This window comes from Mesorhizobium sp. M3A.F.Ca.ET.080.04.2.1 (genome assembly GCF_003952525.1).
Lineage (GTDB): Bacteria > Pseudomonadota > Alphaproteobacteria > Rhizobiales > Rhizobiaceae > Mesorhizobium.
In genome coordinates, this window is record NZ_CP034451.1 from 5,746,663 (window position 1) to 5,760,540 (window position 13,878).

The 13,878-nt window shown below is 64.2% G+C and carries 13 protein-coding genes and 1 tRNA gene; 5 read left to right on the forward strand and 9 right to left on the reverse strand.

Features of this window, described 5'->3' with window-relative positions; all coding sequences use genetic code 11:
* Positions 1–6 precede the first annotated feature (6 nt).
* The 7 genes from EJ074_RS27390 to EJ074_RS27425 all read right to left on the reverse strand — a co-directional run bounded on the left by EJ074_RS27390 (position 7) and on the right by EJ074_RS27425 (position 6,595).
* Complete coding sequence (locus EJ074_RS27390) at positions 7–1,035, reverse strand: zinc-binding dehydrogenase (RefSeq protein ID WP_095807134.1); 1,029 nt, start codon at positions 1,033–1,035, stop codon at positions 7–9.
* 38 nt (positions 1,036–1,073) lie between these two features.
* Positions 1,074–2,345: a beta-ketoacyl-ACP synthase gene (locus EJ074_RS27395; protein WP_095807135.1), complete on the reverse strand. Its 1,272-nt coding sequence runs from the start codon at positions 2,343–2,345 to the stop codon at positions 1,074–1,076.
* 76 nt (positions 2,346–2,421) lie between these two features.
* Entirely contained in the window at positions 2,422–3,609 is a 1,188-nt protein-coding gene (locus EJ074_RS27400) for a beta-ketoacyl-ACP synthase (RefSeq protein ID WP_129553891.1), read from the reverse strand.
* Positions 3,610–3,719: 110 nt separating this feature from the next.
* Positions 3,720–4,001, reverse strand: coding sequence for an acyl carrier protein (locus EJ074_RS27405; RefSeq protein ID WP_095807137.1), 282 nt, complete (start codon positions 3,999–4,001; stop codon positions 3,720–3,722).
* 175 nt (positions 4,002–4,176) lie between these two features.
* The gene (locus tag EJ074_RS27410) at positions 4,177–5,322 is read right to left on the reverse strand and encodes a slipin family protein (RefSeq protein ID WP_165350022.1); all 1,146 of its coding nucleotides are present in this window, start codon (positions 5,320–5,322) and stop codon (positions 4,177–4,179) included.
* Positions 5,323–5,680: 358 nt separating this feature from the next.
* Positions 5,681–5,754 (reverse strand) — tRNA-Met (locus tag EJ074_RS27415).
* Between the two features lie 292 nt (positions 5,755–6,046).
* Positions 6,047–6,595 carry a histidine phosphatase family protein gene (locus EJ074_RS27425; RefSeq protein WP_129553892.1) on the reverse strand — a complete coding sequence of 183 codons (549 nt, stop codon included), beginning with the start codon at positions 6,593–6,595 and terminating at the stop codon, positions 6,047–6,049.
* A 144-nt stretch (positions 6,596–6,739) separates the two neighbouring features.
* Here EJ074_RS27425 and EJ074_RS27430 point away from each other — a divergent pair, with 144 nt between their 5' ends.
* The 3 genes from EJ074_RS27430 (at position 6,740) to EJ074_RS27440 (ending at position 10,516) form a co-directional block, all read left to right on the forward strand.
* On the forward strand, positions 6,740–7,690 hold the full coding sequence (locus tag EJ074_RS27430; RefSeq protein WP_095807139.1) for an AEC family transporter: 951 nt from the start codon (positions 6,740–6,742) through the stop codon (positions 7,688–7,690).
* A 170-nt stretch (positions 7,691–7,860) separates the two neighbouring features.
* Positions 7,861–9,318 carry an NAD-dependent succinate-semialdehyde dehydrogenase gene (locus EJ074_RS27435; protein ID WP_095807259.1) on the forward strand — a complete coding sequence of 486 codons (1,458 nt, stop codon included), beginning with the start codon at positions 7,861–7,863 and terminating at the stop codon, positions 9,316–9,318.
* Between the two features lie 172 nt (positions 9,319–9,490).
* Positions 9,491–10,516 carry an aldose epimerase family protein gene (locus EJ074_RS27440; RefSeq protein WP_095807140.1) on the forward strand — a complete coding sequence of 342 codons (1,026 nt, stop codon included), beginning with the start codon at positions 9,491–9,493 and terminating at the stop codon, positions 10,514–10,516.
* A 90-nt stretch (positions 10,517–10,606) separates the two neighbouring features.
* Here the strand turns inward: EJ074_RS27440 and EJ074_RS27445 are convergent, their stop codons facing one another.
* Positions 10,607–11,527, reverse strand: coding sequence for a sugar kinase (locus EJ074_RS27445; protein WP_095807260.1), 921 nt, complete (start codon positions 11,525–11,527; stop codon positions 10,607–10,609).
* Between the two features lie 157 nt (positions 11,528–11,684).
* On the opposite strand from EJ074_RS27445, the gene EJ074_RS27450 reads away from it, so the two are divergent.
* Together EJ074_RS27450 and EJ074_RS27455 are read left to right on the forward strand one after the other, a co-directional pair.
* The gene (locus EJ074_RS27450; RefSeq protein WP_095807141.1) at positions 11,685–12,128 is read left to right on the forward strand and encodes a FixH family protein; all 444 of its coding nucleotides are present in this window, start codon (positions 11,685–11,687) and stop codon (positions 12,126–12,128) included.
* A 7-nt stretch (positions 12,129–12,135) separates the two neighbouring features.
* Complete coding sequence (locus EJ074_RS27455) at positions 12,136–13,344, forward strand: cytochrome c peroxidase (RefSeq protein ID WP_095807142.1); 1,209 nt, start codon at positions 12,136–12,138, stop codon at positions 13,342–13,344.
* A 1-nt stretch (position 13,345) separates the two neighbouring features.
* Here EJ074_RS27455 and EJ074_RS27460 read toward each other — a convergent pair whose 3' ends face one another.
* On the reverse strand, positions 13,346–13,798 hold the full coding sequence (locus tag EJ074_RS27460) for an Lrp/AsnC ligand binding domain-containing protein (RefSeq protein ID WP_095807143.1): 453 nt from the start codon (positions 13,796–13,798) through the stop codon (positions 13,346–13,348).
* Positions 13,799–13,878: the final 80 nt, after the last annotated feature.

Consider the following 13,878-nt stretch of genomic DNA (forward strand, 5'->3'; position numbering starts at 1 on the left):
CTCGCCTTAGGAAACGCGCAGGATGATCTTGCCGAAGACGTCACGGCCTTCCATGCGCTTCAGCGCGGCGTCGATGTCGTCGAAGCCGACTTCGGTGTCGATGACGGGGGAGACCAGGCCGGCCGCCATCTTCTGCATGGCGTCGGCCATGTTCTCCATGCGGCAGCCGAAGGAGCCGAGCAGTTTCAACTGCTGCTGGAAGAGCTGCATCAGGTTGACCTGTGTCGACACGCCCGAGGTCGAGCCGCAGGTGACGAGACGACCGCCGCGCTTCAAGCACAGCATCGAGCCGGCAAAGGTGTCGGCGCCGACGTGTTCGAAGACGACGTCGACGCCCTTTTTCCTGGTCAGCTTGCGCACCACGCCTTCGAAACGATCCTCGCGGTAGTTGATGATATGATCGGCGCCGAGCGCCTTCGCCTTGTCGATCTTGTCGTTCGAGCCGACCGTCGTGATGACGATGCAACCCATTTTCTTGGCGAGCTGGATCGCGGCGGTGCCGATGCCGGAGCCGCCGGCGTGGACGAGGATCGTTTCGCCGGGCTCGAGTTTCGCATTGTCGAACAGCATGTGCTCGACCGTGCCGAAGGTGACGGGCGCGACGGCGGCGCCGATCTCGGAGACGCCGGGCGGGGCAGGCACCAGCAAGCGCGCCGGCAGGTTGATCTTTTCCTGCGCGAAGCCGTCGAGGTGGAAGCCGTGCACGCCGGACACATGCTCGCAGAGATTGTCGCGGCCTTCGCGGCAGGCCCGGCAAAGCCCGCAAGTGCGCGCGCCATAGATCGACACCAATTGTCCAGGCAGCAGATTGGCAACACCGGGCCCGACCGCCTCGACCTCGCCCGACGCTTCGGCACCGACCACCAGCGGCAGCTTGCGTTTGGCGAACGCCATGCCGCGCCAGCCCCAGACGTCGATATGGTTCAGCGCCACCGCCCTGATGCGAAGCGTGACCTCGCCGAGCGAAGGCGGCGGGGGAGGCGGAAGGTCCACCGTTTCAAGGCGGCGGTCCTCTATAAGTTGCAATGCGCGCATGGGGCCTGTCGGAACTATCTGAGCGGAAAAACGTCCGCTTAGACCGGTTCCCGCGCCATGACAAGGCAGGTGTTCTGGCCGCCGAAGCCGAAGGAGTTCGACAAAACCGTGCCGACTTGGGCGTTGCGCTTCGTGTTCGGCACGACATCGAGCACGATCGCCGGATCGGGATTGTCGTAGTTGATTGTCGGCGGAATGACGCTTTCGCGCATCGTCATCAGCGAGAACGCCGCCTCGACCGCGCCGGCGGCGGACAGCGTGTGGCCGATCATCGACTTGTTCGACGAGATCGGCATCGCGCCAATCCGCTCGCCGAACACGGTCGACAGCGACAGGTGTTCCATCTTGTCGTTTTCCGGCGTCGAGGTGCCGTGCGCGTTGACATAGTCGATCTCGTCCTCTCCCAAGCCGGCATCGGCCAGAGCGGCGCGCACGGCCGCGATGGCCGGCGAACCATCGGGCTTGGAACGGGTGCGGTGAAAATCGTCGGCCTTCTCGCCGCAGCCGCGCATGATGCCGAGGATCGTCGCGCCGCGTGCAAGGGCAGCTTCGAGCGATTCCAGCACCAGCGCGCCGGAGCCTTCGGCCAACACGAAGCCGTCGCGATCCTTGGAGAAAGGTTTTGAGGCCTTTTCGGGAATATCGTTGTGGGTGGAGAGCGCTGACAGCAGCGAGAAGCGGATCAGTGCTTCGGCAGTGGCGGAGCCGTCGGCGCCGATCGACAGCGCCTTGTCGCATTCACCGCGGCGGATCGCCTCGACGCCGAGCTGGATGGCGGTGGCGCCGGAGGCACACGCGGTCGAAAGCGTGATCGGCAGGCCGCGCGTGCCGAAACGGTCGGCGAGCCGGTCGGCTATGGAGCCGAACTGGGTCGTTTCAAAGATGTCGAGTTCTTTCAGGCCGCGTGCGACCCTCAGCAGCCTTTCGGAACCGCTCTCCTTCTTGTCGGAATTATACAGCGAGAAGCGGTCGGCCCAGTCGAGCTCGACCGGCGGCGAGGCAAGAAACAGCGGTCCGCCGAAATCGCCGGAATCAAGGCCTGCTTCCGAGACAGCTTCCTGGGCAGCCGTTTCGGCCAACTCATAGGTGAGGGGGCTCGCGCCCTTGGAGCTCGACGGCAGGAAGTCGACCATGCCGGAAATGCGGGTGTTCAACTGGTCGACGGGAAAGCGGGTGATCGGGTGGATCCCCGACTTGCCTGAGGTCAGCGCCGCCCAATTGTCGGCCTTGCCGACGCCAAGCGATGTCACCACGCCGATGCCGGTCACGGCAACAATCGGCCTGCCCATGTGGTCGCGGAGATTGGCCATGCTCTGTCTGCCTCGGTCTAGGGCAATTCCGGGAAAGTGTGTCACAGTTTCCGTTCGGAATTGCGTGAAGAGAAATCTAAGCGGCTTTGATCAGCCCCAGCCCCTCGAATTGGTGATAGCCGACAGCCGTTGCAAGGAGGGTATTGGGGGCACCTTCGAACGGCCGTTCGTTTGTGGCATCGAAAGCCGGATAGCCGGCCTTGTGGTCGATGGCGAGCGCAGCAAGCGCGACCGCAAAGGGGAACTGCGCTTCCTTCATATGACCGGTGAGCGTCGAGAAGGCGCGCGCGGCAAGCGCCGGGTTGGCGTCGAGCACTTGCTTTTCGGCCGCGGTGGCGGCGTGGGCGCCGGACGCGCCTGAAATGGTCAGCAAAGGACCATCGGGCAGAGCTGCCTGCTTGAGCAGCGCGGCGATCTCGGCATTCAGGTCGCCGCGCCGGCGCCGGGCACGTCCGGAAATCACGGGCCCCAGCTCGGCATAGATCTTGCGGCCGCGTGTTTTCGCGTGCTCGCGCTGCTCGAGCACCAGGAAGGCGCCGCCCGAACCTGTCACCACGCCGCCGCCTTCGGCGCCCTGTCGCTGCCAGACTGGCCTCCAGGGTCCACGATGCAGATAGCCCGCAAGCTCATAGCCGAGCAGCATGTCGGAGTGCTCGGTCTGAAACGCGCCGCCGACCAGGACATGGGTCGACTGGCCGGAGCGGATGCGCGCCGCAGCCGTTTCGACGGCGGAAACACCGGCACCTTCCTCGCCCATGAAGGTGCGAGACGAGCCGGTGACCTTGTGCACGATCGAGATGTTGCCGGCCAGCAGGTTGGACAGCTGCGCGAGGAACAGCGTCGGCCGCAATTCCGTGGTCAGCTTCTCGTTGAGCAGCACGTCGCGGTCGTTGCGGCTCTCGGAGGCGGCAAGAATCGCGCTGTCGACGGCCTCGTCGCGCTCGCCGCCGCCGGCTGCCACAACCATGTCCATGGTGGCGCAGAGCTCGTCATTGCCCTTGATGCCGGCATCGTCCAGCGCAAGCCCGGCGGTATAGGTGCCGAGCCGCTGCCAGGTTTCCATCTGGCGCTGATCGCCGCGCTTGGCAATCTGCAGGTTCCAGTCGATCTCGGGCAGCGGATGAATGGTGTAGGGCGCAAAGCGCGTCGCATCGAGCACCGGCTCGAGGCCCGGCCGGGTGAGCTTCTGCCAATGCGCGTCAGGACCCTCTCCCAGCGAAGAGACAAGGCCGATGCCGGTGATGACGACGTCGTGGGAGCTCATAGGCGGCTGTTGTGAGTTAGGTTGCTTTCGATCTTGCGCATGATCCTCCCATTCGTAGCCGAATTTTGGGGTTCATGCGGCGCGCAGCTCAAGACCGCGCCCGAACCGCCTCAGGCGGCCTTGGCTGCGACCAAAGCGTCGATCTTGGCGCAGAGGTTCTTCATGACGAAATAGTCGTCGGTCGAGGCTTTGCCGTCATTGACCTCCTGCGTCCACTTCTCGAGCGGCACCTTGATGCCGAATTCCTTGTCGATGGCGAAGACGATGTCGAGGAAATCGAGGCTGTCGATGCCGAGATCGTCGATGGTATGGCTTTCGGGCGTGATGGTGTCGATATCGATCTCGCTGGTGTCGGCAATGATCTTGGCGACTTTGTCGAACGTCGTGGACAAGGGCTTTTCCTTCGGTTGCGGGCGGAATCTGTCCGCATCTGGTTTTGGCGCTGTCTAATCGGTTTTTCCGGGCAGGAAAAGGCCTGATGCGCCGGGCGCAGGTGGGATGCCGGCTCTCGGAGCGCAAGAAGGGCCGCCGGTCTGCCCGGCGGCCCCCATTTGATGGTCGGTCAGCTCAGCCGTCGCGGAGCTTGACCAGGTCGTTGAGCAGCCCGCCGGTCCCGTTGTGGACCGTCAGACGCTCGACCTTGCCGGCAATGGCCTCGAGAGCCTCGAGCTCCTTCAGCCGCAGCATCACCGGGTTCTCGGCCATCACCTTGGCCGTGTTGAGCAGCGAACGCGTCGCGTTCGTCTCCTCGCGGCGGCGGATGACGTTGGCCTCGGCCTGCTTCTCGGCCGAAACCACCTGGTTGAGGATTTCGCGCATCTCGCCCGGCAGGATCACGTCCTTGAGAGCGATATCGCTGACCTCGACCCCGATCACGGCCATGTCGGCGCGCACCTTGGCCGCCGCTTCCTCGTCGACCGTGACCTTCTTGTCGAGGATCTGGTCGAGCGTGAGCGCGCCAAGCGTCTTGCGGAAGGCGTACTGCAGGGCGCGATAGAGGGCCTCGGAGAAGTCCTTCACCGTGCTCACCGCCGTCACCGGGTCAACCACCCGGTATTCGGCGGCGATGTTGACGCGGATCGTCACGCGATCCTTGGTCAGCATTTCCTGCCCGGCGACATCAAGCGACTGGCGCTTGGTGTCGACGACCTTCACCTGGACCATGCGGCCGACATTCCAGAAGGCGTGCACGCCCGCGGCAAGCGTCCGAACGTAGACACCATCCACGAACAGCAGCCCGACCTGGCCGTCCACCACCGGATGCAGGAACACCAGTTCCGTCTTCCGGGCCTGGCCGAGCCGGCGCATGACCGCCGGATCGATCGCAAGATCGGACGACGTATCAAGCAGCGTCGCCTTCCACGGCCCGGCATCGGTCCACAGCACGAGCTTGCGGTCCGGCGCCAGAACGGCATGGAGGTTGCCGTCACGCTCGATGACGGCGACATCCGCGCGCCCGGTGCGAACGACGGTGAAGTGACGCGCGGCCACGTCCGGGAGCTTGTCGAACAACGCCTTCTCGTAGGCCGAAACGAATTCCGGATTCTTCAGGTCGTGCCGGGAGACTTCCAGGTTGTGGCGCCGGTTGGCGAGCCAATGTTCGCCCGGCATCAGGACAGCCTGGATTTCGCCCTTGTAGAGGGCGACGGCACGCTCATTTTCCTTCACGAGGACGCGCTGGCGTCCAAGAATCTTCTCGAGAATGGTCTTCATTGTCTTCACTCCTGTCGGGCATGGCCCCATGCGAGGCGTCACGTCATGCGTCGATCATCCTTTCGTTTCTCGTTTCGATCGTCCCTTTCCAGTCCCGGGCACGATTGATCCGGGGACCGGTGGCATCGGCGCGAGGCGGGCCTTCGGGAGCGGATCACGGGGCGGCAGGGCGGGCGCCGGAGGCTGAGCCTCCCTTGCCGGCGCTGCCGCGCCTTGATCGTCACCGCGGCCTGGCCGCGCGCCGATGGCGCAGGAAATCGCGACCCGGCGAGGCCGAAGCCCTGCCGTCCTTGACGTCCTCGCATTCCGGTCCCCGGACCGTTTTCCAGATAACACCACCCTAAGGTGTCGCCTTGTCTGGCCGTTGGAGAAGGATTCGAACCTTCGACATTCAGATTATGAGTCTGATGCTCTACCCAGCTGAGCTATCCGTGTCGTGGGTGTGGGAATCGAACCCTGCCTCCGGAGCCAACTCCGGCGCTCTCCATGAGCTACACCCGCAGATCCCAACACCCGAAACGGCGCCGTACACAGCGCGACAGAGCCGGCTGCGCGGGCGGAGACAAAAGCTCCAACCGCTGTGCTCGCTTCGGTTTTCGTGACCGGGAGCGCGCCTATAGACCCTGCGACGGGTTGTCGCAAGTGGCATTGTGGCGGCGAGTTCGCGGCTTCTTCCGAGTGTGGCTGTTAAGCAACAGAGGCGGAGGGCGCGACACCAATGCTGTCAGAAAGTGACTCGCCCCAGAACCTTGAGCCCGTCCCCCTCCGGCGCCACCACCACCGCTTCGCCCTCGCGCGGGGCGATGCCGGTCAGGGCGAGGATGTTCTCCAGATGCGTGACCAGCACCAGATTGACGGAACCTGAGTAGTCACGGATCTCAGCCATGACCGCGGCAAGCTGAGCGGCCTTCTGCGCCGGGTCGGTCTTGAGCAGATCGAGCGGGGCGAACGGCTCCGGCTCGGTCTCGAAAGCGATGCGGGCCGTGTCCAGACAGCGGCAGTAGCGGCTGGAGAGCACACGCTCGATGGGAGCCGCGCGCGCGGCGAAGAGAGCGCCGATGCGGCTTGCCTGCTGCTGGCCGCGCGCCGACAGGTTGAGCTGCGTCGGGCACTTGGCAATGTCGAAATTGGCTGGATCGGTCGTGCCGGTCACAAAGGCATGGCGAAGCAGCACGATGTGGCCGCCGTCGCGCAGCAGCGCCCAGCCCGCGTCGGTTGCTCGGGCAAGGTTCGGAACGATCAAAAGGAAAAGCGCCAGGGCAAGTCGCAGCATGAGAAGTCCTTATGGCGGCCCGAGAGGCCGGAACCATGATCGGCATATAGGGACCGCAAAGCCGTTCGAAACACAAGCAGAGCACTGCAGGGCGACTCCATTGGCCGATTGAACCGCGATCGGGCCTCGCCTATCACGGGAAAAATGTCTCCGCTCGTCGAAACCGTCCTATTCGTCTTCAGTCTCGTGGCGCTCGGCTATCTAGCCGGGCTTACCGAATATCTGAAGCCGGTGAGCGGTGAAGGCATATCCGAATTCGCCGTCAACGTGGCGATGCCGCTGCTGCTCTTCCAGACCATGGTCAAGTCCGATTTCCATGGCGTGACGCCATGGTCGCTCTGGGGCAGTTATTTCGCGGCGGTAGCCGCCACCTGGACTGCCGGTCACCTGGTCACGACGCGCATCTTCGGCCGTGATGCCCGCGCCGGCATCGTCGGCGGCGTTTCCTCGGCCTATTCCAATGTCGTGCTGCTGGGCGCCCCTTTCATCCTCGGCATATTCGGCCCGGGCGGCTTCGAGGTGCTGTCGCTGCTGGTCTCGGTCCATCTGCCGATCATGATGATGGCCTCGATCGTGCTGTTCGAGATGTTCGGGCGCGGCCATGGGAAGACCGTCCATCCGCTGCGTATCGTGAAGAGTTTCCTGCGTCGGCTGTTCGTCAATCCGCTGATCATCGGCATTCTTGCCGGGCTTGCCTGGCGCGTCACCGGCGCTCCGCTTCCGAATTTTGTCGAACGGCTGGTCGACGCGCTGGCAGGTACGGCGGGACCGGTGGCGTTGTTTGCCATGGGTCTTAGCCTGCGCCGCTTCGGAATCTCCGGCAACGTCCGACCGGCCCTGGCGCTGTCGGCGCTGAAACTCTTCGTGATGCCGGCGCTGGTGCTGGCATTTGTGTGGCTGCTCGGCCTGCCGCCACTTACGGCGAAAGTCGCCGTGGTCGCAGCTGCGCTGCCTTCGGGCATCAATTCCTATCTCATAGCTGTCCAGTTCAACACCGGCCAGGCGCTTGCATCAAACCAGATGACCATCGCCACGGCCAGCGCGGTGCTCACCACGTCCATCTGGCTGACCGTGGTCGTTCATGTGTTTGGATAGGACCCGACAGCCAGGCGCGCTCGTTTTTGCTGGCCCAACCCCTATATGCCATCTTATGATTGCTTGCCGGGCTTTCCCTAGGTAAGAGCATGCGCCAGCGTGCGGCCCTGCACGCTCACCGAATATCGAGAAAGAACGGCCCGATCAGCGCGCCGAACGGAGGCCAGATCATGCTTCAGAAAACCAGCCATTTCATGCGCCAGGCCAACCTCATCAACGGCGCATGGGTGCAGGCCGACAGCGGCCAGACCGTCGACGTCATCAACCCGGCCACTGGGCTCAAGATCGGCACCGTGCCGAAAGCCGGCAAGGCTGAAACCCGCCGCGCCATCGAGGCGGCGGACGAAGCCTTCAAGAGCTGGCGCAAGACGACCGCGCTCGAGCGCTCGAAGCTCCTGCGCAAACTGCACGACGCGATGATGGACAATCAGGATGTGCTTGCCGAGCTGCTGACCATCGAGCAGGGCAAGTCGCTGTTCGAGTCCAAGGGCGAGATCGGCTCTGCCGCATCCTATATCCTGTGGTTCGCCGAGGAAGGCCGCCGGACTTATGGCGACATCGTGCCGTCGCCGTGGGGCGACCGCCGCATCCTGGTGACCAAGGAGCCGGTCGGCGTCATTGCCGCCATCACGCCGTGGAATTTTCCGTCCTCGATGCTGGCCCGCAAGCTCGGCCCGGCGCTGGCCGCCGGCTGCACGGCAGTGGTCAAGCCCGCCTCCCAGACGCCTTACTCGGGCCTTGCCTGGGGCGCGCTCGCAGAGGAGGTCGGCTTCCCGAAGGGCGTCATCAACATCCTGACCGGCTCGGCCGGCGAGATCGGCGACGAGATCTGCGCCAATCCGCTGGTGTCGAAGATCACCTTCACCGGGTCGACCGAGATCGGCAAAATGCTGATCCAGAAGTCGTCGGTGACCGTCAAGAAAGTGTCGATGGAACTCGGCGGCAATGCGCCGTTCATCGTCTTCGACGATGCCGACATCGACCGCGCCGTGACCGGCGCCATCACCGCGAAATACCGCAATTCCGGCCAGACCTGCGTCTGCACCAACCGCTTCCTGGTCCAGGCCGGCGTCTATGACAAGTTTGTCGAGAAGCTGGTCGCCGCCAGCAACAATCTGAAGGTCGGGTCCGGCCTCGAGGAGGGCGTGCAGCAAGGGCCGCTGATCGACGAGAAAGCGGTCGAGAAGGTCGAGGAACTGATCGCCGACGCGACGTCGAAGGGTGGCAAGGTCGTTGCCGGCGGCAAGCGCCATGCGCTCGGGGGCTCGTTCTTCCAGCCGACCGTCATCGCCAATGCAACGCCGAAGATGCGATTCATGAAGGAAGAGATCTTTGGGCCGGTCGCTCCGGTGTTCAAGTTCGAGACCGAGGAAGAGGCGATCGCGCTCGCCAACGAAACCGAATTCGGCCTGGCCTGCTATTTCTACACCGGCGATCTCGGCCGCGCCTTCCGGGTCATGGAAGGGCTGAAATACGGCATGGTCGGCGTCAATGAAGGCCTGATCACCACGCCCGAGGCACCGTTCGGCGGCGTCAAGGAATCGGGCCTCGGCAAGGAAGGCGGGCATCAGGGCATCGAGGACTATCTCGACACCAAGTATGTCTGCATCGGCGGCCTCGGGCTCTGACATTAGCCAGGGGCGGGGCAGGCGCTTGGCCTGCCCTCCTCGGACAGCCGGCGCAGAGCGGCTCAGCTTTTGGTAGAAACGCCGACCCGTTGCGCGTATTTCTGCTTACGTAACTCCGGACGGAAAACTGCCGCGCATTTTTCGGACGGATCAACGAACTGACATTTCGGGCATGGCGATGAAGGACGGCGAGGTCTTCGGCACGACGCAGACTGGCGAGGACGTACGCCGCTTTGCCATTCGCGGCGGCGGGCTGACCGCCAACATCATCGGGCTCGGCGCGATCATCCAGGATCTGCGGCTCGCCGGCCATGACGCGCCGCTGGTTCTGGGCTACGACCGTTTCGAGCCCTACGAAACCGACCGCGCCTTCTTCGGCGCGGTGGTCGGCCGCTACGCCAACCGCATCCGCGACGGCCGCTTCACCATCGCCGGCAACCGCTATCAGACCGAGCCCAACTTCCTCGGCAAGCACACGTTGCATGGTGGCTCGGAGGGATATTTCCGGCGCCCATGGACCGTCTCGCTGCATGGCCGCGATTTCGTGACGCTGACGCTGCACGACCCGGACGGCACGATGGGATTTCCCGGCGCTCTGGATGTCACCTGCACCTACCGGCTGAAGATTCCCGGCACGCTCAGCATGGAACTGACCGCGACCTGCGAGGAACCGACGCTCTGCAACCTTGCGCAGCACTCCTACTTCAATCTCGACGATGGCGGGGCCGGGGACATCCTCGACCATCGGCTGATGCTCAATGCCGGAGCCTACACTCCCGTCGATGGCGAGATGATCCCGACCGGCGTGGTGAAGCCTGTCGACGGCACGCCCTACGACTTCCGCCAGGCGCGGCCGTTGCGCATGGAAACGGAAGGCGAGCAGCTTCCCTATGATGTGAATTTCTGCCTCGCCTCCAGCCGTGGACCACTCCACCAGGCGGCCTGGGCGCAAGGCGCCAATTCCGGTGTCGAGATGGAGGTCTGGACCACCGAGCCCGGCCTGCAGCTCTATATCGGCCAGTATGTGGCCCCCGCATCGCCAGGGCTCGATGGACGCCGCTACAAACCGTTTTCGGGCTTCTGCCTCGAAGCGCAGGCCTGGCCTGACGCGCCGAACCGGCCTTATTTCCCGCAGGCCACGCTGTGGCCGGGGCAGATCTATCATCAGGTGACGGAGTTTCGTTTCCGCCTGCCTTGAGGCCTATTGAAGTCGGCCTGCGAATGGCGGCTTCCTGCGCTTCCGGTGTTGACGTGCGCTAAGTACGCTCCGCTTCGGTTCCAACAGATATCAGTGCTCAAAGGCAGCTGTCAGCGTCTCGAACGGCGCCAGCGCACCGCGCACCTGAACGACAGCGGCAGCTACCTGGTGTGCGCGTCGAGCCGCGCCGGTCGGCGCAACGCCGGCCAGCCGCGCGGCGAGATAGCCACCGTTGAAGGAATCGCCGGCGCCGGTCGTGTCGATCGGCGCCGCGACATGGACTGCCTCAACCGATTGCGATGCTTTGTTCACGGCAACCAACGCCGGCTGCTCGCCATTCTTGACGACAACCTCATTGACCAGCTTCTCGAGACGCTCGGCGGTGGCTTGCGGCGTCTCGTCTCCGAACAGCATCTGCTCGTCAGGGAAAGTCGGGAGCGCGATGTCGGTGACGGCGAGCGCTTCCAGGACTGCGGCCTGAGCCGCCTCGCGGCTTTGCCACAGCCGGGGGCGATAGTTGGGATCGAAAGCAACGAGCGAGCCAGCCGCGCGAGCCGTTGCAATAGCCGCGAGCAAAGTCTTGCGCGCCGCATCGTCCAGAATTCCCAAAGTGATTCCGGAAAAATATACAAGAGCCTGGTTTGCAAGACTTTTCGTCAATGCGGCCGGGTCGGAGGCGAGCCGCCGCGCCGCCGCATCGCTTCGCCAGTAAGTGAAGGCACGCTCGGCTCCGGTGAGGGTGATGGCGTAGAGGCCCGGCCTTGCACCGGCAATGACCGGGCTGTCGCCGATGCCGATGCCGTTTTGAGCGAAAAATTCAATCTGCTCTTTGGAGAAGGGATCATCGCCGAAGGCCGAGACATAGTTCGCGGGGCGCTCTGGAGTGAGCGCATGCAGCGCCCACAATGTGTTGAAGGTGTCACCGGCAAAGCCCATGCGCCAATTCGGGCCTGCCTGTCCCGACAGTTCAAGCATGCATTCGCCGATCGACGCGACACCTCTGGCAGCCATGTGACTCTTTTCTCCTGATGCCTTGTTGCTGTAGCTTTTTGCAATCGGCAGCGCCATGCTTGGCTGAGGCCGATTTTTGCGCCACAAGCGATTTCCCACAGGCAGGGGCGGGACGCAGCATGCGGCCCGTGACGTTATCAGCCGAAGAGGAACCGGTTTGGCATCACTATGGCGTTACACTCTCGCAGGCCTCGGTCTGGCCGCCTTGCTCGTTGGCATCCTGGCCGTGGTCTATCTGACGGCGCCGCGACCCGCGCCTGGACCGGAGACGGCGCGTTCGAAGAAGACGGCGAGCGGCCTGTTCGTCGCGAGCTTCGAACCGGAGCGTGGGGTGATCCGGCAGGGCGAGTTGCAGTCGTGGCTGCTGACGCTGAAGACCGCCGCCGGCGCGCCGGTCGAGGGTGCCGCCATCACCGTTTCCGGCGGCATGCCGCAGCACAATCACGGCCTGCCGACCAGTCCGCAGGCGACCGACTATCTGGGAGCTGGCCGATATCGCATCGACGGCGTCAAATTCTCCATGAGCGGCTGGTGGCAGCTGCGCTTCGCCATCTCGGCGGCGGCGGGATCTGATTCCGTCGTCTTCAACATCGTGTTGTGAGCGGCCGATGAGGCGTCTCGCCCGCGTCGCAAGCCTGGCCGCCCTGGCTGCGCTCGCCTTGCTTGGCGGCTGCAAGGAACCTCAGTTCAGCGATGCCGAGAAGAAGACCATCACATCGCTGGCGCTGAACACGCTGCCGGCGCCTAAGCCCGACAGCACGAACCAATATGCCGACGTGCCGGCGGCGGCCGCGCTCGGGTCGACCCTGTTCTTCGATGTCGGCATGAGCCGCGACGGCACGGTGTCCTGCTCGACATGCCACAAGATCGACCGCCAATTTCAGGACGACCTGCCGCGGGCGGTCGGCGTCGGCCACACCAACCGGCGCACCATGCCGCTCGCCGGCGTGGCGCGCGATCCATGGTTCTTCTGGGACGGACGGCGCGACAGCCTGTGGGCACAAGCGCTGACGCCGCTCGAAAACCCGCTGGAGCAGGCCGGAAACCGCGCCGCCTTCGCGCATTACATCAAGAACCGGTTCGGCGAGCGCTACGAGCGGATCTTCGGGCCGCTTCCCGATCTTTCCACCGTGCCGGCCAATGCCAGCCCGCTCGGCACTGAGGCGGAGAAGGCGGCGTGGAATGCCATGCCCGCCAACCAGGCCGACGACGTCAACCGCGTCTTTGCCAATATCGGCAAGGCGATCGCGGCCTTCGAGCGGTCGATCGAGCCTGCGCAGACGCGTTTCGACCGCTTCGCCATCGATGTCGCGACCGGCACCGAACCGCAGGGCGATGCCGCGTTTTCGCCGGAGGAAATCCTCGGGCTGAAGCTGTTCATCGGCAAGGCGAATTGCGTCACCTGCCACAACGGGCCGCGCTTCACCGATAACTCTTTCCACAATACGGGTGTGGCGCCGGTGAAGGACCTGCCTCCGGATCGCGGCCGGGTCGATGCGGTCGCGCAGGTCGCGGCCGATCCGTTCAACTGCTTCGGCAAGTTCCGTGACGGCGACGCCAGCGCCTGCCGCGAGCTGCGTTTCATGGTCAAGGATGGGCCTCAACTCGTGCGCGCCTATAAGACGCCGTCGCTGCGCGGAGCAGCCACCCGTCCACCCTACATGCATGCCGGACAGCTTGCGTCGCTCGACGAGGTGGTCGCGCACTACTCGAAGGCGCCGACGAGTGTCGAGGGGACATCTGAGATACATCCCCTTGAGCTCTCGGACCGCGAGCTGGCGGCGCTGGTGGCGTTCCTTAAGACCCTCTCGCAGTAGCCTAGCGATCCTTCACCGTCTCCATCGCCACGAAGGTCGAGGTCTGGGCGACGTGGGGCAGCGCCGAGATGCGTTCGCCGAGCACGCGGCGATAGGCGGCTATGTCGGTAGTGCGAACCTTCAGCAGATAGTCGAAGCTCGACGCCATCATGTGGCATTGCTCGATCTCCGGCACCGACTGCACCGCGCGATTGAAAGCGTCCAGCGCTGCCGAACGGGTGTCCGACAGCTTCACTTGGACAAAGGCGACGTGGCCTTCACCCATGCGCTCGCGATCGATGACCGCGCGATAGCCCTTTATGTAGCCGTCCTTCTCCAGCCGCTTCACCCGTGCCTGCACCGGCGTCTTCGACAGCCCGACCTTGCCCGCCAGCTCCGACATGGAAAGCCGGCCGTCGCGTCCGAGCGCCGACAGTATGTTGCGATCGATGCGGTCCAATTGATCTGCAGTCATCAATGTCGTGGCCGAACTGAAGGGAATTGAACGCTCATGATAGTTCAAACGGACTGCCATGTCGACTTCTTTGGACCGGC

Coding starts and splice junctions, on each gene's coding strand:
- EJ074_RS27390 (WP_095807134.1), bottom strand. CDS start 1,035: ATGCGCGCATTGCAACTTATAGAGGACCGCCGCCTTGAAACGGTGGAC.
- EJ074_RS27395 (WP_095807135.1), bottom strand. CDS start 2,345: ATGGCCAATCTCCGCGACCACATGGGCAGGCCGATTGTTGCCGTGACC.
- EJ074_RS27400 (WP_129553891.1), bottom strand. CDS start 3,609: ATGAGCTCCCACGACGTCGTCATCACCGGCATCGGCCTTGTCTCTTCG.
- EJ074_RS27410 (WP_165350022.1), bottom strand. CDS start 5,322: ATGAAGACCATTCTCGAGAAGATTCTTGGACGCCAGCGCGTCCTCGTG.
- EJ074_RS27425 (WP_129553892.1), bottom strand. CDS start 6,595: ATGCTGCGACTTGCCCTGGCGCTTTTCCTTTTGATCGTTCCGAACCTT.
- EJ074_RS27430 (WP_095807139.1), top strand. CDS start 6,740: ATGTCTCCGCTCGTCGAAACCGTCCTATTCGTCTTCAGTCTCGTGGCG.
- EJ074_RS27435 (WP_095807259.1), top strand. CDS start 7,861: ATGCTTCAGAAAACCAGCCATTTCATGCGCCAGGCCAACCTCATCAAC.
- EJ074_RS27440 (WP_095807140.1), top strand. CDS start 9,491: ATGGCGATGAAGGACGGCGAGGTCTTCGGCACGACGCAGACTGGCGAG.
- EJ074_RS27445 (WP_095807260.1), bottom strand. CDS start 11,527: ATGGCTGCCAGAGGTGTCGCGTCGATCGGCGAATGCATGCTTGAACTG.
- EJ074_RS27455 (WP_095807142.1), top strand. CDS start 12,136: ATGAGGCGTCTCGCCCGCGTCGCAAGCCTGGCCGCCCTGGCTGCGCTC.
- EJ074_RS27460 (WP_095807143.1), bottom strand. CDS start 13,798: ATGACTGCAGATCAATTGGACCGCATCGATCGCAACATACTGTCGGCG.